Source organism: Francisella sp. LA112445, from assembly GCF_012224145.1.
Taxonomy (GTDB): Bacteria; Pseudomonadota; Gammaproteobacteria; order Francisellales; family Francisellaceae; genus Francisella.
In genome coordinates, this window is the sequence record NZ_CP041030.1 from 456,481 (window position 1) to 475,598 (window position 19,118).

The window sequence follows — 19,118 nt, forward strand, 5'->3', positions numbered from 1 at the left end:
AAAAGTTTTTTATAGAGTTATGAGAAAAAAAACTATATTTTTTTTAGTCACTATGTCTTTAGGTTGTGGTATTGCGTTAGCAGATACTACTAATACTAGTACTACTCAAGTTAGTCAAGCAACTACAAATAGTGTAAGCAGTGAAAACCAGGTTACTACAAGCAAACAACCTAGTAAATCACAAGATACATCTGATGTCTCAAAGCCTCATACTAGCTATGGAGATGATTTAAAAATTATGGTTGATACTAGTAATGCTAGTTATGATGCACTTTTAGCTGATGCTGAGAAGATACTAGCAGATCGTGACGATAGTAAAAAACCATCGGATCAAGAAATAGCACAAAAGATAGCTCAAATAAAGAAACCATCAAATCAAGAAATAGCAGAAAGAATAGCTCATATCAATAAACATGTTGGTAATAAAGTCGTAGTAGAGAAAGAACAAAACCAACAAGCATCTATGAAGCAAGATGTTAAAGCAGCAGGAGATATTTTAAGACGTCATAATGAGATTGATAAAGAGTTTAAAGACTCTTATGGTAATAAATCAACAAAAGATTATATAACAAGAGAAGCTCAGGGCTATAATGATGCTGAGGGCTATCAGATGAAAAATTATAAGAATCTTTTGGATAATGTAAAGTTAGAAACTCCAAAAGAGATAGGAGAGTCATTTGAAGAGATTGATAATGATGAAGTTAAAACAAAATATAAGTTATCTGATGGTTATTCAATTGAGGATGTTACAACTGTAGGCTCTCTGACAGGTCAGAGCAAACGTTTGAAGAAATGTTTGATTTTGAAAACTTATGGTGGTGGTACTTGGCGTACATATTGCCAGCCACTTAAAAAGCCAACTCAATGTCCAGATTACGATTGGAACCAATTATCAACAATGGCAATTATGTATTGTTAGATTTTTTGAAATTGGCGATTTGTTCTTTTAACTCATCTAAGCTCACTCTATTAGGATTAACACGACTTCTAACATGATTATCATTCTTACGTACAGCATAACCATATAAAGCTTCTATCTCAAGTTGGAGGTTTTGCTTGAATTGAGTAATAAAGTTATTCCATAAATTTTTACCAGTTAAACTTATATGCATAGTAGTATCAGCAAGAGGCTCGTTTAATGCTCTGACATCCTCAAAAAGGGTAGCGGTATTTTCATAAGTGAAAGTAATTAAATCTGATTCTATAGCTGGGGTTTTATATCTGCTAGATTGTAGAGTATTGCCCCATGTTAGTAGATCTATCATATCATTTATATGCTTTTTATCACTTACAGTTGCAAAAGCCTGTTTCATAGAGATAAAAGATTTGTCACCAAAAGTTGAAAAAAGCAAGATTCCATCATTATTTAGTAGTCCATAATAATTGTCTAATTCTTGAGCTAAGTTATCTGTAAGATGAATGGTAGAGTTTGAGATTATAATATCAAACTGTTGTTTACTATCTTGGTTATTATGAATTTTGGCATTAGGGAAACGATTTTTTAAAATACCTATATAGCTAGTATCTTGATATCCATCGACTAAGATATCAGTAGGATTAAGGTTTATAAAATCTAGTCTTTTTAACAGCCTTTGAGCAATTTCATTTTTTATAAATGATGTTTGGTAAAGTTTTTTGTGTGATAAGCGTTTTAGAAAAAGATTATAATTAAACATTTTTATTCTTTAAGTTTAGTTTGTTAGAGAGATTGTAATAGTTTTTTTAGCTCTATAAAAGGTATAGGTTTACTAAAATAGAATCCTTGATAAAAATCACAACCAATTGACTTTAAAAATTCGAGCTGTTCGGCGGTTTCGACTCCTTCAGCAACACATTTCTTATTTAAGTTACTTGCTAATTGTACTATAGCCTTTATTATGGCTCTATTATTCTCTTTATCAAAATCATTAACAAATGATTTATCGATCTTTAAATATTTAATAGGTAGGTTAGCAAGATATTTTAAGGAAGAGTATCCTGTACCGAAATCATCTAGGGCAAAACTAAATCCTTTATTATTTAACTTATTAATAATTGATTTTGTATGCTCAATATCACTTAACAGATATGTTTCTGTAATTTCAAAAGTAATTAGTTTTTTATCAATTTTATCAAAATATTGAATTATCTTATCAGAGAATTCATTATTCATAAGTTGTATGCTAGATATATTTATAGATAGTTTGATATTTCCTATTAGATTATCTTTTAATAATTTTTGCCAGTCTGAGATAGTCTTTTTAAATATCCATTGGCCTATCTTCTCAATAGTTTGGTTTTTTTCAGCTATAGGTATAAACTCATCAGGTGTGACATTACCTAGGGTGGGTGAGTTCCAACGTATTAGTGCTTCAACCCCATAAATGTTTTTATCAGTATCAAATTGAGGGTGATAAACAATATTAAATTCACGCATATCAATGTTTAATAATTCGCGTTCTATGTTATTACGGCGTTTTGTAGCTTCGTCATAATCGATACTATAGTGAGAGTAGATATTTTTACCCATAGCTTTAGCATTATGCATAGCACTATCAGCATTTTGTAGTAGCTTTTCTATATTTGATGCAATATCAGGATATGATGCGATTCCTATACTAACAGACTGAGTTATGGTGTTTTTATTTATATCAATGGGAGTAGATATTTCCTTTATTACTTTTTTAGCAGTTTCTTCTATTTCTTGAATGGTTTTCTGATTTTCAATTAGAACCAGAAAGTCATCACCACCTGATCTACCAATGATACTATTCTCAGGCAGACAAGATTTTAATGTATTAGCGATATTAATTATGAGTTTGTCACCAGCAGAGTATCCAAAAGATCCATTTATAAATTTGAAATTATCTAGATCTATCATAATTAGAGCAGCTAACAGGCCTTTTTTAGTTTTTTTAAGAGATTTTTCAGCAGCTTTAATAAATCCTTTACGGTTATAAAGTTTCGTTAGCTCATCATTATATGCGATGTGATTAAGTTTTGTATTTTTTTCTTTTATGTTTTGAAGTAAGGTCTCTCTTTCTGTAACATCCCTAGCTATTCCTAAAATATATGGCTTTCCAGCTTTATTGTAGAATCTAACTTTATAAGTATCGATGACTATTTTTTCCCCAGCTGGGGTAGTTATGTGCTCGATTGTTCTAGATGAGCCTTTTTCAAAGGCAATTTTGTCGTATTTTAAGAAAAGATCAGCTTCTTTAGCTGAGAATTTTTCAACTGTTGTTGTTCCTATAACAGAGTTTTGCATATCTTTAGGGTATAGATTAAGCATAGCTTTATTTGCTTTGATAAGACGATAATTCTCATCTTTAACAAACATGATATCATCACTAGCATCAAACATTAGTTCAGAAAATTCTTTAGATTCTTTTAGGTCTTGTTGTATATTTTTTAGCTTAGTAAGATCATTATGTGCACCAAGCATTCTAATCGGCTTACCATTTGCATCACGAATTGCCATGCCACGACATCTAATCCATACAGTAGAGCCATCCTTGTGTCTATATCTGACTATTTGAGAGTATTCATAATTTGGATCTTTGAGATGCTTTTCTAAGTTTTCCATCGCTATTTGAAGGTCTTCTGGAAAAATTAAATCTTGCCACTCAGATGAAAGAGGTTTTTTATCTCTTGGATTATGACCTAGAATCTCCCAGAATTTGTCATTCATCCATTCATTTTCAGGATTTTCTAAATCAAGATACCATAATCCATCAAGACTAGACTGTTGCAAAGAGTCAAAAACTTTATGATTTTTGCTTATCAGCTCATAGAGCTCTTCTTTAAGGTAGTGACTCATAATGCTATAAAAACCAGTCAATATATAAAAAAATTATAAACTATAAAGTGAGTCTTAACAATTTTTAAGTGAAAGGTTAAAGATAATTAATCAGAAAAATTAAATTGATTCTTGCCTAATTTTTTAGCTTTGTACATAGCCAGGTCAGCTTTAGTAATTAATTTATCGCTATCTATATTATTATCTTTTGACTGAGCTTGAGTGACACCTACACTAATTGTCTGTTGAATTTGAATTTCTTCTGAAATATATATCTTATCTTCAAATGAAGCAATTATTCTATTTATAATATCAATGCAAGTTTGTTTATTAGCAATATTTCTAAGGACAGCAACAAACTCATCACCACCTATTCTTGAGATTAGGTCGCCATCTCTAAGAACTAACTTTAATCTAGCTGATACTTCTTTTAGAACTAAGTCACCAACTTCGTGCCCATACTTATCATTAGTATGTTTGAAATCATCTAAATCAATAAATAATATAGCAATGTTTTCATGTTGGTTTGAGTCGTCATTTAAGATTGTCTTTAGTTTTTTATCAATACTGTGTCTATTTAAACATCCTGTTAAAGAATCAATTGAGCTAAGGTTTTTTAGCTTAATTTGTCTTTGTTCAAGAATTTTATTTTTTCTAAAGTTAATACTGATAAAGTAAAATAACCCCTGTACCATTAGTGATATCACTATTCCAAGTAAGAAGAGCACTGTTGGGAAGGATTTTTGTAACTGCTCATATTCTTTATCTGTAAAGAAAACTTTGATATGCCAGTGTTTTTCTCCAGTAAACTCGAAAGAGTATGACATGCCATAATATTTTTTAGGATCTAAGTTTGAGTATATCTTATGACTTTCAAGGTAAATCTCTAGAGTATAGTGATCACGGTTTATTTCAGACATAACTTTTTCTGAAAGATTGGGTTTAAATACAACATTAAACTTATTACTTTCTTCTCTAATACAAATTGTTTTTGTTTTAGATAATGTTTTGCTTGAGCTACATTCTTTTAAGACATCTAAAGCTTGAGCTTGTGTTATGTTATAGTTAGATAAGAAAATAGGCTCTTGCTGTTTATCTTGGATGTAGTATATAAAGTATATATTTGGATAATCATTCTCATAAGCCTGCATATCTGCAACAATCGCTTCTCTACTTGAGTACGATGATGTACCTAGGCGCTTGTAGAGTCTATCTATGGCAGTAGTTTCTAAGTTTAGTTTTTTTTCAAGGTTCGCACCTAGTAGTGAAACCTCTCTTTGTACAGTACTTTTTATAGCTTTCGTATCTTGGTCAAATGTATATAGCCAAAATAAGAAAAATATAACAAAAGTAACAGCACTTAATATTATTCCTATAATATGTACTTTAGACTTTACTCCTTTGAAAGAGATCCTAAAAAGGGTCAATATAAAGAAACAAATTGAGGTATGTAAAGCCATACCTGTAATATGGCCCCAACTAAAATAAAGCGAAATATTAAAAAAATACCCAAGTAATGCTATGTATGCTAATAAAAAGACTGTAAGGTTTGCTCCAAAAAAAATACCTTTAAAAAGTAGAACGTTTTTCTTAAAGCGAGGCAGTATATTAGCAATAGCTAGAAGTAGAAAACATACTGCAGTATTAGGTGACATTCTACCGGGATATAGTGAATGATCAATTGCCTTTGCACTTATTATATGATCAATACCAAAATTTAATCCAAATAAGTATTCTGATAGCGTTAATAGAGAAATTATTAATACGATAAGTGAGAGTATACAACGGCTATAACTAAATTTTGATGTCTTAGGGATGAAGTTAACTATAGCTAAGATGCCAAAACATGCTGCGGTATTAAATTGCATTGGTGGAAAGCTATTGTTTAACTTGACAATACTAGTATTACCAGTTAACCAACCAAATATCACAGTACAAGCTATAACAAGAACAACTAAACTAACAATTGTCTGTGCTTTTCTCTGAGGTAAATACATTATATTCATCCTAAGAACATGTATTACTTAACTATATTATATGTTATTTAGTTTTAAAATATGAAAAGCATTTACATTATTTATTAAAAAATATACTGTTTATTAATATAACTAGAGACTTTTTCTATATATGGCAAAGATAATTAAGGTAGTTACTTTAGATAAGATAAATACAAAACTTGCAGAGGAGTTGTCTTGTTGTGAGTTAATTACTATTTCTCTAGAGGATGAAATTGATGAGTCATTTGAAGATGTCGATGCTTTTATTTTAAATACGCATAGTTTAGAAGATTTTTTGCGTATTATAAAAAAAATTAGAGCTAGTATATATACTTATCTAAAGCCTGTTTTTTGTATAGATGCTCGTTATGCCAATTACACAGCAACTGAGTTTACTACTTTTGAAGCTTTAGAAAGATTTATTGAAATGGTTGATCACGAGATTAGTACCATAGAAGAGATCTCACAAAAAAAAGACAATATAAAGCAGGATTGGCAAGCAAGATTGTTGATATATCTATATACAAGAAGAAATGTACGAATACTTGATGCTTGTACTGATTTATCAAGAAAATCTTTTTTTAGTTATCCTGTTATTGATGTATTTTGCCAAACAAAAGACTTTGACTATTTAGAATGGATAAAAGAGCTTTCACAAAGACAGATTATTAAGTCTAAAAACTTTGTTAAGTCATTTTTTTGTTGTAGTAATTGTCACTCTGCCAGAGCTTTATTTTCAGAAAGGTGTCCAGATTGTAAAAGTGAGAATATTCTTCTGGCTGATTTTTTGCATTGCTATACTTGCGGTAATATTGCACCAGAAAGGGAGTTTATGTCAGATGATGAGCTTGTTTGCTCACAGTGTAAAACAAAACTTAAGCATATCGGACATGACTATGACAGACCATTAGAAAGTTACTCATGCAATGATTGTAAAAGTATCTTTGTAGATCCTGAAGTTATAACAGAATGTATAGATTGTGGTTTTAAAACACTAACTGAAAATATGATAAAGCAAAAGGTTAGTAACTATGCACTAACAAAAAAAGCACATCACTTTATAAAAATGAATTTGCTTGAGTATTCAATGTCGATCTTTGATGAGATTAATTATATTGCTCCTGAGTTTTTTTATAGTTTGATTGAGTGGGCTTGTTTAATGCAAAAAAGAAACAAAGCATACGAGTTTTCTTTGCTTCATATCAATATTTTTGAATATATAACTATGATAGGGATTTCCAATATATCGAAAAATCTAAGAGAAATACTTAGAAAAACTGATATGCTAACTAGAGTAGATAGTCAAAATATATGGATCTGGCTTCCAAGTACAGATCTGCCAGGAGCTGAAATAGTTGCTGAGAAACTAAGGCAAATAACTGTGTCAGAAAACATGACCGCTGAGAAATCAATACATGTTAAGACTTTTCATTCAACAGCTATTGATACGGCTAAGAAAGCACAGGCTTTATTAAAGGATTTAGCAGAGAAAGGGTGATTTTTTGGATATATTATATGTGTTCTATCAACAAACCTTATTGATACTTTCAAATCCGACTAAACTTTTTATTTTTGCTTTTGCGTTTATTTTATTTTTAGAGCTACCTTTTAGTATATTTATATTTCTAAGTATATTAGTCAGTTATTTTAAACAAATTTTTAGTCTAGCGCATAGGGCGCCTTATTATCCTAAAGTTAGTTGTGTAGTTACAGCATATAATGAAGGCAAAGATATATTAATAACATTAAAAAGCTTAGAAGAACAATTATACAAAGGCCATATTGAAGTTTTAATTATAATAGATGGAGCTAGTGTTAATAAAGAGACTCTTGATGTAGCAATGAACTATAAAAAGGATTTTATATTTACACCTAAGAGATCACTAAAAGTCATTCCAAAATGGCAAAGAGGTGGTCATGCTTCATCATCAAATCTTGGTTTTAAGATAAGTACTGGTGAGCTGGTTATGACTCTTGATGCTGATACTTCATGTGATAATGATATGATTAGCAATATGGTACAACAATTTGCAGATCCAAATGTGATAGCGTGTTCCGGAACCCTAAGAGTAAGAAATATAAAAAAAAATATCCTCACACGTATGCAAGGTATAGAGTATATGTTGGGTATACACTTATCTAAAATTGCATTATCTAATGTAAATAGTAATAATAATATTTCAAGCGCATATGGTTGCTATCGAAGGAGTATTCTTAAAAAAACTACCTTGTGGCGTAATGGATCAGCTGAAGACTTGGATCTTACTTTAAGACTACAATTCTTTTTCAAAAGGCATCGTAATTTTAGAATAGCACATTCTCAAGATAGTATCGCTCATACCGAAGTTCCTGAGAAAGTTTGGGGATTAATTAAGCAAAGAATGCGTTGGGATGGGGATACATATTTTATTTATATAAGAAGACATCTTAAAAGACTGTTACCTAGATATTTGGGGTGGAGAACTTTTTTCTTTACAGTTTTTTCAGGCTTATTTTTTCATGCAGTTCAACCGATAGCAATAGTTGTTAGCTTAATATATAGCATAATTATTTTCCCTATTTACATTATTATTCCTATTTATATAACGGTATATTTTTATTATCTGATAATTAGTGCTTTTTTATTTATAATATTTGTAATCTTAGTTTCAGAGAGAAAAAAACAGGATTTAGCTATGTGGTATGTAATTCCTTTGATGCCTTTTTATTCAATATTTCTAAAATTTGTTGCAACTGTTGCTGTACTGAGTGAGCTTTTTATAAAAACACATAGGGATAGTTCTATGGCTCCTACTTGGGTTAACAAAAAAGTTAAATAAAGGTCTGTAATATGAAATTTAAACCACCAAAAAATAAGCAGATAATACAAACTCAGGCATCTCCTGTGAAAAAGAATATCTCAAAATTGCAATGGTATATGGTTATAGTAATAGTTATTTCACCTTTGGTATATATAGGTTGGGCGATTTTTAGTAGTAACTGGTTTATAGTAGCAGATGGAGCTGTTGTTACAGAAAAGTATCTTATTAGAGCTCATGAAGACGGCTTTATTAAGCAAAATAATATTCACCCTGGAGAACTTGTTAAAAATGGTGAAGCTGTCTTTATTATGACATCACCTCTTTTAAACACAGAGCTTAATGAGATAAATAAGCAAATAGATGATATTAAAAACCTGCAGGATAAGCTATACAAAAACGATCTAAAGGCTTTAGAGCATAAGTATGCTATTGCCAAAAAGTATGTCGATATTAATGAAAAGTTCTATGATGCTATGGTTCAATTAAGAAAAAGAAATATTATTAACATTATCGAGCTTCAGCAGTCATCGCAGGTTTTACATAACGCTGAGATGGATTTTGGTAATGTCCAAGTGGAGAAACAGCAATATTCTTTAGAGAAAGATAATAATTATGCCGAAACATTAAGACAACTTAATTTACAAAAGAGCATTTTAGAGGAGAAAATAAAAAGTCTTGATATAAGAATAGACGTTGATGCTGTAGTTAATAGAGTTTATGTCTATAAAGGTGAGTTTGTGCAAAAAGGTCAAGAGCTGGCCTTGCTATCATTATTTGATAAGCCTTTTATTCGGGCATACTTGGATTCTGAGTTTGTTTCGTATGTCTCAAAGGGGACAAAAGTTAATATACGTTTTCAAGATGGCTCAAAGTTTAAAGGAGTTGTAGAGTCTAAGCCGGTGTTTGCCGAGATGAATAATGATAGAAGTATGTTTGACTCAAAGGAGTCAAAAGTTGTTATTATTGTAAAACCAACACAAAAGATTCCAGAAAAATATAATATCAATAATGTACCTGTAGAGATTGATGTAGATCGCTTATAGAGCTATTATCTAGATATATAAATAGGTTTATTATATTTGATAATAAGTTTAGTTAAAGTTTTTTAAAAAAGAAGGCCTTGTGTGCGAATAGATATTGAAACAAATCCTCTGTTAAAAAAGCTATTATCAACTCTTTTTGATGGTGTTATTATTATAGATCAAGAGGGTAATATAGCTTATGTAAACCCTGCTGTAGAGGTTTTATTTGGATATCAAGCCACGGAAATTATAGGTAAGAATATCAAGGTATTAATGCCACAGAGATATTCGACAAAGCATGATGGATATATAGAAAAATATATTGAGACTAACAAAAAAAATATCATAAACTCTTCTCGAACTGTTCATGGAATGAAAAAAGATGGCACGATTTTCCATATAGAGTTAGCAGTTTCTGAAATGATAAACAATGGCGAAAAAGTCTTTGTAGGTACAATAAAAGATCTAACAGAAGAGTATAAGTCAAAGCAATATGTAAGAGTTATCTCAAAAATACAAGAACTACATATTAAGCAGACTAAAAGTTCAAAGATATTTTCATATATATTACATTTCTTACTTGATCATACATCTAGTGAGTATGGTTTTATTGGCGGAATATTTAACGATTCTGGTGGAAAGAAATACTTAAGAACATACGCTATAACGGATATATCTTGGAATAAAGAGACTAAAGACCTCTATAGAAGTAAAAGGCTAGAAGGATTAGAGTTCACAAATTTAGATACATTATTTGGGTATACAATAAGAACTGGTAAAGCTCTTGTTACAAATGACCCAGCGAATCATCCTGAGTCTAGAGGTATCCCAATAGGACATCCTCCTTTAAAATCATATGTAGGAATTCCTATTATCGGTAAAAATAAAAAATGTATAGGAATGGTTGGTATCGCCAATAGGGATAGTGGCTATGATGATAATATAATCAAAGAGTTATCTAAAATGATATATGTAATCTCTATGTTGATAGAGTCTAATAGGGATATGGCATATATAAAAGATATGGCTAATAAAGATTTTCTATCAGGTATTTATAATCGTTTTTATGTGACTCGATTTCTAGAGAAGAAAATAGATTTATATGATGCTGAAAATAATATAGCTAAAAAAGACTTTTATATCATTATGATAGATTGCAATGATTTCAAAGGTATAAATGATAAATACGGTCATGACTTTGGTGATTATGTTATTAGAGAGCTTGCGACAAGGTTGAAATCTGTAGTTAAAAAAACAGATGTAGTAGCAAGGCTAGGCGGAGATGAGTTTATAATAGTTTGTAATAACATAGAAGATGATAGTGAGATTAAAAAAATTGCTCAAAGAATAAGTAATCTAAAAGACATACCATACTCTCGTGATAATGAAAAACTATTGACTTCAATGAGTATTGGAGTTTGTAAATATAATAGTGGTATCGGTATAACTAAGTTATTAAAATATGCGGATTTAGCACTATATAAGAGTAAAAGTGAGAAGCTTGACTATGTATTATTTGACCAGAATTTAAAACAAGAAAGTGATAGACTAGATAATTTAGTAAATACTATTCATAGTGGTTTTAAAGACGAGTTATTTTATTTTGTATATCAGCCTCAGGTTGACTTAAAAACTAAAAAACTAAAAGGGTTTGAGGCATTATTGAGATATTCAAATGATGACTTTACTACAGCAGAGATTATAGAAAGGATAGAGTTGCTTTCATTATCAGAACAACTAAACATGTATGTGTTTAATAAGATTATAAAAGACTTAGATAGGCTTGAGCTTCAAGGTATTAGTATCTCAGTTAATATATCACCAAAGGTTAGAAACTTTAGTGAGCATATTAAACATCTAGTAGATATTGTAGCTTCAAGTTCATATATTGAAAACAATACTATGGAGTTTGAATTAACTGAAAGCTCATTTATTGAAAATATTGAAAGGTCAGATATAAAGATAATTTCAAAGCTTCTAAAACCTAATAATATAAGATTAGCAATTGATGATTTTGGTGTTGATCACTCTTCAATTAAAAGGTTAGTTGAACATGATATTGATACATTAAAGATTGATAAATCATTTATCTTTGGGTTAGCTGAAAAGAATAGTAATAAGAATAATATTATTGTGGAGGCTATTATTGAAGTAGCAAGAAAATTAGGTATTCGAGTTGTTGCTGAAGGAGTTGAGGACGAGTCATTAGAGAAGTTAGTTACCCAATACGGTTGTGATATTGGTCAAGGATATTTGTATTCTAAAGGTCTTGAAATAGATCAATTAAAAAGTTTTATTGCTAAATATGCTCCCAAGATATAAATTCTTTTTTAAACAAAATTGCCTTTTGTGTAAACAAAGTTCAGATGATATTGTTTGTAGCTATTGTTTTGAAAGTTTATTAAGTCATTTAAATTTTGAAAAACAACAAGTTGATTTAGATCAGGATTATGATTATTATCACCTGCTTAAGTATTCTGCAGAGGTTAAGTATCTTCTACAAAAGTTTAAGTTTCAAAAGGACTTATTATCAGCAGATGTTTTCTCCAAAGTTATTAAATATTGGTGGGATAATGTCACAAGGGAATATCTGCAAGATGTTGATGCCTTAGCAGTTGTTCCTATACATCGTTTTAGATATTTATATAGAGGTTTTAATCAAGCAGAAGTCTTAATCTCAAAGCTATCTCAATACACAAATATTCCAGAGACTTTTGGGAACTATTCAAGAACTAAATATACAAGGTCTCAATCTAGATCTACAAGACAAAAGAGGCTTGAGCAAATTAAGGGTGTATTTGTTTTAAAAAAGCCAATAGTTACCAAACATTTGTTAATATTTGATGATGTTTTGACTACTGGATCAACAATGCAGGAGTTTATTCAAACTATCAAGAAGAATAGCCAAATAGAAAAAATATCGACCGTTACGTTAGTGCGCCCAGAATAAGTAGTATGCAATATAAAAGCTAAGCAAACTTAATTACTATAAGTAAATATTATAGGTATGATAAAAACTATATATTTTCATTCATCGACTATGCCTGCCATAATACTTCCCATAAGATTAGAAAAAGAATTATTTAAAAGGTTAATATCATGAAGAAAATAGTTATAGTAGCAGGATTAATGGTGAGTCTAGTAACAACAAGTTTTGGAGTAGGCTTGCATCAGGTTGGAGGTATTGCAAATGCTTCTTTTCCACCACCAGTTATGAATTTTGCTTAGGAAATAGATTTATTGAGGCATAGAATGAATAGTGCCACCAAGAATATGAGCATGAAGATGAAAAACAGTTTGACCGCCTTCTTTACCAGTATTAAATACTGTTTTAAAACCCTTTAGCCCCATTTGCTTAGCAACTTTAGGAATGCTTAGCATAAACTTTCCTATAAGCTCTTCATCTGAAGTAGATAGTTCATTTAAGCTAGCGATATGCTTTTTAGGAATAACTAAAACATGTACATCTGCGACTGGGTTAATATCATAAAAAGCTAATACATTTTCATCTTCATAAACTTTTTTACATGGTATTTCACCAGCAATAATCTTACAAAAAATACAGTCAGACATTTATTTCTCCTTTTTAAAGCCATAATAAATTAAACACGCGATACCAGCTACAATAAATCCAGTACTATGATTTTCAATAAACCCTTGTAACTTAACTAAAGGTGATAAATCATTATGCAAAGTATATACAACACCTAAGCCTGTTAGGATAATACCTGTTGCTAATGTAAATGTGTATTTCTTCTTTGGTTTTGAAGAGGTGTTGTATTGGCTAGATGTTATTTGTTTTAGGTTTGTTTGTGTTTGTTGTAATATGTCAAAAACCATACGTGGTAATTCAGGAAGCTTGTCACTAACTCGAGGCATATTCTCTATAGAACGATGATAGAAACCTCTTAATCCCATTTGTTCCTTCATCCACTTTTCTAAAATAGGGCGAGATGTTTCCCAGATATTTAGTTCAGGACAAAGCCTTTGACCTAAACCTTCAACATGAAAAAGAGTCTTTTGTAATAGTGTTAATTGAGGTTGGATATTCATGTTAAAACGTCTTGCGACAGAGAAAAGCTGCATTAAGGTATATCCTAAGGATATTTCACGCATAGGTTTCTCAAATATTGGCTCACATACAGTTCTAATCGCAGACTCAAGTACATCTACTCTAGTGTCACTTGGTACCCATCCAGATTCGATATGTAGCTCAGCAACTTTTCTATAATCACGTTTGAAAAATGCTAAGAAGTTACCAGCTAAATAGCGCTGATCATCACGGTTTAAGGTCCCTACAATCCCAAAATCAATAGATATATATTTGGGATCTGCTGGATTTGACACATCAATAAACATATTGCCAGGATGCATATCAGCATGGAAGAAACAGTCATCAAATACTTGCGAGTAAAAAATTTCAACTCCACGTTGAGCTAGTAGGCGACGATCAACACCTAAAGCATCTAAGGTTTCTATATCTGATACTCTTACACCACCTACTTTTTCCATCACCATCACAGTGGAGCTAGTATATTCCCAGTATATTTTTGGTACGTAATGTATAGGTGAGTTCTCAAAATTTCTGCGAATTTGCGAGGCATTTGATGCTTCACGAACAAGATCTAGTTCATCAAAAAAACTTTGATTAATTTCTTTAACAATCTCAACGGGCTTAAAGCGGCGAATTTCTTTTAGTTGATTTAGAGCTTTGGCAAATATTAACATCAAAGAAGTATCTAGCTTTAGGATTTTTTCAATTCCTGGGCGTAATACTTTAACAACTACCTCCTCATCATTTTTAAGAGTCGCTTTATGAACTTGAGCAACTGAAGCTGATGCTAAGGCAGTGTTGTCAAAATCTTTAAATATATTAGAGATAGGTTGCTTAGTAGCTTTTTCAATCTGGGAGGTAGCTATATTGCTGTCAAAAGGAGGTACATTATCCTGAAGCTTTGCAACTTCTTTTATAACTTCTGGGGGAAGTAGGTCAGCTCTGACAGATAGGGCTTGACCAAATTTTATAAATATTGGACCTAATTTTTCTAATGCTTCTCTAATGCGCACACCATGCTCTAAATTGCGAACTTTTCTTGAGTAGTAAAAGGGGTTAAGTAGTAGTAATGCTTTTAAAGCCTTTACATTTGTAGCACGGATAGGCTCATTAAGTAAGCAGTACCTATTGATAATATAAAAGATATATATAAGTCTTAAAAACTTTCTAATCATATTATGAGCCCTGTAATAGTTTTAGCTTTGCTTCTACTCTATCAGTAGCTTGTTTTAATTCTTGTATTTGCTTATAGAAGATATTGATTTCATTTTGAGAGACTAGAGTTTTTTTCTCTTGAGTTAAATAATCCTTGATATCTATTATTGTCTCTTGACGAGAAGTTTTTAGATATTCCTTGATTCTATCAAAAGGCTTAGTTATGACATTAGCAAACTCAGGGCTAGTCAGACTAGAGATTTTATAAACTACATCGATATCAATAGCATTTAAAAATTTATTAAACTCATTTAGATCTTTTAAGCTACCTTGATAATCAAGTTTTTCAGCAATTATTAGTTCTTGTAAATTTTTATTAAAAATAAGCTCAAGAATATATGCTAGTTTTCCTTTCAAAACGTTATCGGTGAGCTCATCTGTAGCATATAGATTATTATTTTCTACCTTTAGAGAAATGCTATAATCAAGATCAATAATAACTACACTTAGAGCTTTGTCTTTTAGTGGTGATAACAAAGCACTTGCTTGAGGATCAAGTTTGGGTAAAAAACTAAGAGCTTTATTTATTGTTTGTATCATTTTAATACTTATATCCAATATGTAATGCTACAATTCCACCGGTCATATTTTGATATTCAACATTATCAAAACCAGCATCAAACATCATTTGTTTTAGAGTTTCTTGATCTGGATGTTTACGTATTGATTCAGCAAGGTATTTATAGCTTTCAGCATCTTGAGTAATAATCTTGCCTAAAAATGGTAATGCTTTGAAGGAGTATTCATCATAAACTTTTGATAGTAAAGGTACTATAGGTTTAGAAAATTCTAAAACTAAAAGGCGACCTCCTGGCTTTAATACTCGACACATAGAAGCTAAAGCTTTTGCTTTATCTGTGACATTTCTAAGTCCAAAAGAGATCGTTATACAATCAAAATAATTATCAGGAAAAGGCAGACACTCAGCATTAGCTTGGACATACTCGATGTTGCCAACACACCCTTTGTTAGTAAGTTTTTCTTTTCCTACTTCTAGCATAGAGGAATTAATATCGCTTAAAACAACTTTACCTTGTGAGCCAACCATTTGGCAGAATTTGTATGCTAAATCACCAGTCCCACCAGCAAGATCTAGGACTTTATCACCTTTGCGAACACCTGTCTTTGCAAGAGTTTGCTTTTTCCAAATACGGTGTATGCCAAAAGACATTAAATCATTCATCAAGTCATACTTAGCGGCTACCGAGTGAAATACTCCAGCAACTTTCTTTTGTTTCTCTTCCCAAGGTACTTCTGTAAAGCCAAAATCAGTTGTTTTATTTTCTTTAGACATTTAAACTAAAAATTGTAATATTAAGTTATTGCTTCATTATAGCAGAATATGATTTATTTGTATTGACAAGATACTACTAAATGGGAGTATAAGAAATGTATATATTATCTGGAGATATTGGTGGGACTAATACTAGACTAGAAGTTTCTTTTTTTGAAAATGGTGTAACTGAAAGTATAGCTATTAGAAAATATAAAGGAGCTAACTATAATTGTTTGTCTGCTATCATAGAGAAGTTTCTCTCTGAAGTTGATTTGGCTGGGAAAATTGATTCAGCATGCTTAGCTGTTGCAGGGTTTGTCTCAAATGGCGAGGTGGAGGTTACTAACTTACCATGGATGGTTTCTGAGCAATATATATCAGAGAGTCTAGGTATAGATAAAAGCATGGTTAAAGTTATAAATGATTTTGAAGCAATAGGGTATGGAATAGAATCACTTGATAAAGATAAGGATATTCTAACTATCCAAGTTGGCCAAAAAGATGAAGATACTCTTTGTGCTGTTATTGGAGCCGGTACAGGTCTAGGAATGTGTTTAGTTAGCTATGATAAGGATCATAACCCTAGAGTTTATAAGACTGAAGGTGGTCATGTTGATTTTTCTCCGGTTGATGATGAGCAGGTTGAGCTATTTAAATTCATGCGTAAGACTTTTCATAGAATTTCACCTGAGAGATTCTGTAGTGGCTATGGTATCTATAATATCTACAAATATGTAGTACGTAACCCACTATATGATCAGCCAGAATGTATGACTTTAAGAAGAGAGTTATTTAGTGTTTCAGATTCAGATAAGGCTGCAGTTATTGTCAAATACGCTATTGAGCATAGAGAGCCATCTGCTTTGAGAACTATAGATATATTTTTAAGCATTTATGGTTCTGTGGCAGGGAACTTAGCTCTTACAAGTTTGCCATTTAGAGGTTTATATATTGCTGGAGGTATAGCTCCTAGACTTATTAAGCAAATTAAAGAAAGTAAATTTCTTGAGAAGTTTAGGGATAAAGGGAGAATGTCTAATATGATGAAAGACTTCCCAATACATATAATAACTAATACTGATGTCGGCTTGATAGGTGCTCGTACTTATGCAGCAGGGTTAATTAAATAATATTTCTTCATAAATACTTAGATTATTTTTTTCAATTTAGTATTATTCCACGACTCTGTTAGCTTAGTATTCTTCGAGAAATTTTTATCTGGGTCAGCATACATTTTTAGATAGTAATATAAGCTTCCAGTTTTCTCATGATTTGGTAGTATTCTAATACTTTTTGTATATGCATCTCTAAAATCTGTAATATACTGGTTTAGCATTTTGCACATATTATCGAAGTCAGTATCTGTATTATTTGATTGGTTAGTGCTTATTAATACTATATTGTAATAATTATTACTTAAAAAAGCGCTAAACATTTCAAGGTAGTTTTGTAATAAGAAGCTTCTTACTTGCCCAGTTATACCATGTCTATTTATGACACCATAATATTTTGATTGAAAAGCTATTTCGGCAACATTTGTCGCGATACTCATTAAAAGCTGACCTATTAAGTCTGGAGGGGCTATACCTTGTAATATTTTCAAAACTGGAGAAGATGGTGAGTTTCCTCCCATTAGGTATTGTACTTGATTACAAAGTGGTATTGAGGCCCAGCCTAACCCAGTGACAAATTGCTTTGCTTCACTACTAGCGTATTGACTTATCTGCCTGCCAACTCCTGGATTCTCAGTATGCTGTCTAAATTTAAGTATATATGCTTTGATAGCATTGGTAATATTTTCTATAATTTCAATCGTTTTTTTAAAGTTTAGAGATAGAGTCTCAAATTGTTGGTCAATTACACCATTTGAATTAGTCTTATTAGAAAGATATTTGTTATTTGTATGAATATCAATTTGTATATATCTCTTATAAGCATCTTCTCCTAAAGAGTTTTTTGCTAATTCGGGGTTTAGTTTGCAAATAACAGCCCAAATTTTATCTGTTTCTGTAAGTATTTGTTGAGGTGATGACGAGGAGGAGTTAATAAATTCATTATTCCTTAATTTCTGTAATGAATTTCCAATATCAGAAATTATATTTTTTAGAGCGTCTTTGTTCTTTGTATCTGGCGTTAAATATAGCTTTAAAAGAGTGGTTGAGAAATTATAGTCTTTATTGTACGAAGTGGTGACTGAAGAATTATAAAAAATAGACAAGCATATGAATGAGTACATACTAGAGATACATTTTTGATTAGAGTTTATATTTTTTAACTTTTCCCCAAAGTTATTGAATAGTTTTATAGACTCATTATCATCACACCTATTTATTGCGGCTTTAAATGTATTCGCTTTAGTTACATCTTCGGCTGTTATTTCGTTAGTATAGGCAAAATTATAATCTGATTTTATAAACTTCCCCATATTTATAGCAGCATTACCAAGGGTAGAGCTAATTATGTTTTTATTATTTTGAATGTTGTAAAGTTCAATGAATGAATCGATTCCTTTTAAAAAAGAATTTTTCAAAGAATCTAAAGATATGAATTTAATATTATTACCCATATTTATGACACCATTTTATATTATTGTCTAGTATGGAATCTTATGACTTTAATATTTATATGATATTTATGATTTGTAAAAGTTTGTAAAATATTTTATCTATTAAGTAAAAGGAGTTTTTAGAGAGCTTTTATTTTAGATTAGAGTTTTTTCTTTCTTTTAAAAATTTTGAAAATTTCATTGCTGTAAGAAATAGCAAATATATGCCACCAAGTACTACTATAGCTACATAGAAAAATATAAACAACATAAATATTCCAACCATTATAGCTAATTCTGTTAAGCTAAAAACAGCTAATATAAATACTAAGCAGATACATCCTAGAATAGTTTTATACGAACACGCAGGTTTGTTAGAGATAGCAGTTTTATTAATCTCAGGGTTATTTTCGCTCATTTTTCTAAATTT

The 19,118-nt window shown here is 30.8% G+C and carries 17 protein-coding genes; 8 read left to right on the forward strand and 9 right to left on the reverse strand.

Annotated elements, in window-relative coordinates:
• Window positions 1-19 precede the first annotated feature (19 nt).
• Window positions 20-919 carry a hypothetical protein gene (locus FIP56_RS02295; RefSeq protein WP_192577357.1) on the forward strand — a complete coding sequence of 300 codons (900 nt, stop codon included), beginning with the start codon at window positions 20-22 and terminating at the stop codon, window positions 917-919.
• Here FIP56_RS02295 and FIP56_RS02300 read toward each other — a convergent pair.
• The 3 genes from FIP56_RS02300 to FIP56_RS02310 all read right to left on the reverse strand — a co-directional run bounded on the left by FIP56_RS02300 (window position 906) and on the right by FIP56_RS02310 (window position 5,775).
• Window positions 906-1,676: a methyltransferase domain-containing protein gene (locus FIP56_RS02300; RefSeq protein ID WP_192577358.1), complete on the reverse strand. Its 771-nt coding sequence runs from the start codon at window positions 1,674-1,676 to the stop codon at window positions 906-908. The two genes, FIP56_RS02295 and FIP56_RS02300, sit on opposite strands and share 14 nt — an antisense overlap.
• 23 nt (window positions 1,677-1,699) lie before the next feature.
• Entirely contained in the window at window positions 1,700-3,799 is a 2,100-nt protein-coding gene (locus FIP56_RS02305) for an EAL domain-containing protein (RefSeq protein WP_192577359.1), read from the reverse strand.
• 86 nt (window positions 3,800-3,885) lie between these two features.
• Window positions 3,886-5,775 carry a GGDEF domain-containing protein gene (locus FIP56_RS02310; protein WP_192577360.1) on the reverse strand — a complete coding sequence of 630 codons (1,890 nt, stop codon included), beginning with the start codon at window positions 5,773-5,775 and terminating at the stop codon, window positions 3,886-3,888.
• A gap of 130 nt (window positions 5,776-5,905) precedes the next feature.
• Here FIP56_RS02310 and FIP56_RS02315 point away from each other — a divergent pair, with 130 nt between their 5' ends.
• From FIP56_RS02315 to FIP56_RS10390, 6 genes are all read left to right on the forward strand, one after another.
• Window positions 5,906-7,273, forward strand: a complete 1,368-nt coding sequence (locus tag FIP56_RS02315) for a hypothetical protein (protein WP_192577361.1) — start codon at window positions 5,906-5,908, stop codon at window positions 7,271-7,273.
• 4 nt (window positions 7,274-7,277) lie between these two features.
• Entirely contained in the window at window positions 7,278-8,594 is a 1,317-nt protein-coding gene (locus tag FIP56_RS02320; protein WP_192577362.1) for a glycosyltransferase, read from the forward strand.
• 11 nt (window positions 8,595-8,605) lie between these two features.
• The gene (locus tag FIP56_RS02325; RefSeq protein WP_192577363.1) at window positions 8,606-9,619 is read left to right on the forward strand and encodes an HlyD family efflux transporter periplasmic adaptor subunit; all 1,014 of its coding nucleotides are present in this window, start codon (window positions 8,606-8,608) and stop codon (window positions 9,617-9,619) included.
• A gap of 81 nt (window positions 9,620-9,700) precedes the next feature.
• Entirely contained in the window at window positions 9,701-11,920 is a 2,220-nt protein-coding gene (locus FIP56_RS02330; RefSeq protein WP_192577364.1) for an EAL domain-containing protein, read from the forward strand.
• Window positions 11,904-12,548 carry a phosphoribosyltransferase family protein gene (locus FIP56_RS02335; RefSeq protein ID WP_192578837.1) on the forward strand — a complete coding sequence of 215 codons (645 nt, stop codon included), beginning with the start codon at window positions 11,904-11,906 and terminating at the stop codon, window positions 12,546-12,548. The genes FIP56_RS02330 and FIP56_RS02335 overlap by 17 nt, the downstream gene beginning before the upstream one ends.
• Window positions 12,549-12,697: 149 nt before the next feature.
• The gene (locus FIP56_RS10390; protein WP_281062967.1) at window positions 12,698-12,826 is read left to right on the forward strand and encodes a hypothetical protein; all 129 of its coding nucleotides are present in this window, start codon (window positions 12,698-12,700) and stop codon (window positions 12,824-12,826) included.
• A gap of 9 nt (window positions 12,827-12,835) precedes the next feature.
• On the opposite strand, the gene FIP56_RS02340 is transcribed toward FIP56_RS10390, so the two are convergent.
• From FIP56_RS02340 to ubiE, 4 genes are read right to left on the reverse strand one after another with little or no spacing between them, the layout of a single operon-like run.
• Complete coding sequence (locus FIP56_RS02340) at window positions 12,836-13,171, reverse strand: histidine triad nucleotide-binding protein (RefSeq protein WP_192577365.1); 336 nt, start codon at window positions 13,169-13,171, stop codon at window positions 12,836-12,838.
• Window positions 13,172-14,827, reverse strand: a complete 1,656-nt coding sequence (gene ubiB / locus FIP56_RS02345; protein ID WP_192577366.1) for a ubiquinone biosynthesis regulatory protein kinase UbiB — start codon at window positions 14,825-14,827, stop codon at window positions 13,172-13,174.
• A gap of 1 nt (window position 14,828) precedes the next feature.
• Window positions 14,829-15,407 (reverse strand): hypothetical protein, encoded by a 579-nt coding sequence (locus tag FIP56_RS02350; protein WP_192577367.1) that lies wholly within the window; start codon window positions 15,405-15,407, stop codon window positions 14,829-14,831.
• Window position 15,408: 1 nt separating this feature from the next.
• Window positions 15,409-16,161, reverse strand: a complete 753-nt coding sequence (gene ubiE / locus FIP56_RS02355; RefSeq protein WP_192577368.1) for a bifunctional demethylmenaquinone methyltransferase/2-methoxy-6-polyprenyl-1,4-benzoquinol methylase UbiE — start codon at window positions 16,159-16,161, stop codon at window positions 15,409-15,411.
• A 95-nt stretch (window positions 16,162-16,256) separates the two neighbouring features.
• Between ubiE and glk the strand changes: the two genes are divergently transcribed.
• A complete protein-coding gene (gene glk / locus FIP56_RS02360; protein ID WP_192577369.1) occupies window positions 16,257-17,273 on the forward strand; it encodes a glucokinase in 1,017 nt (338 codons plus the stop codon).
• A gap of 17 nt (window positions 17,274-17,290) precedes the next feature.
• Here the strand turns inward: glk and FIP56_RS02365 are convergent, their stop codons facing one another.
• Window positions 17,291-18,709 (reverse strand): hypothetical protein, encoded by a 1,419-nt coding sequence (locus FIP56_RS02365; protein ID WP_192577370.1) that lies wholly within the window; start codon window positions 18,707-18,709, stop codon window positions 17,291-17,293.
• 130 nt (window positions 18,710-18,839) lie between these two features.
• Window positions 18,840-19,106: a hypothetical protein gene (locus FIP56_RS02370; protein WP_192577371.1), complete on the reverse strand. Its 267-nt coding sequence runs from the start codon at window positions 19,104-19,106 to the stop codon at window positions 18,840-18,842.
• Window positions 19,107-19,118: the final 12 nt, after the last annotated feature.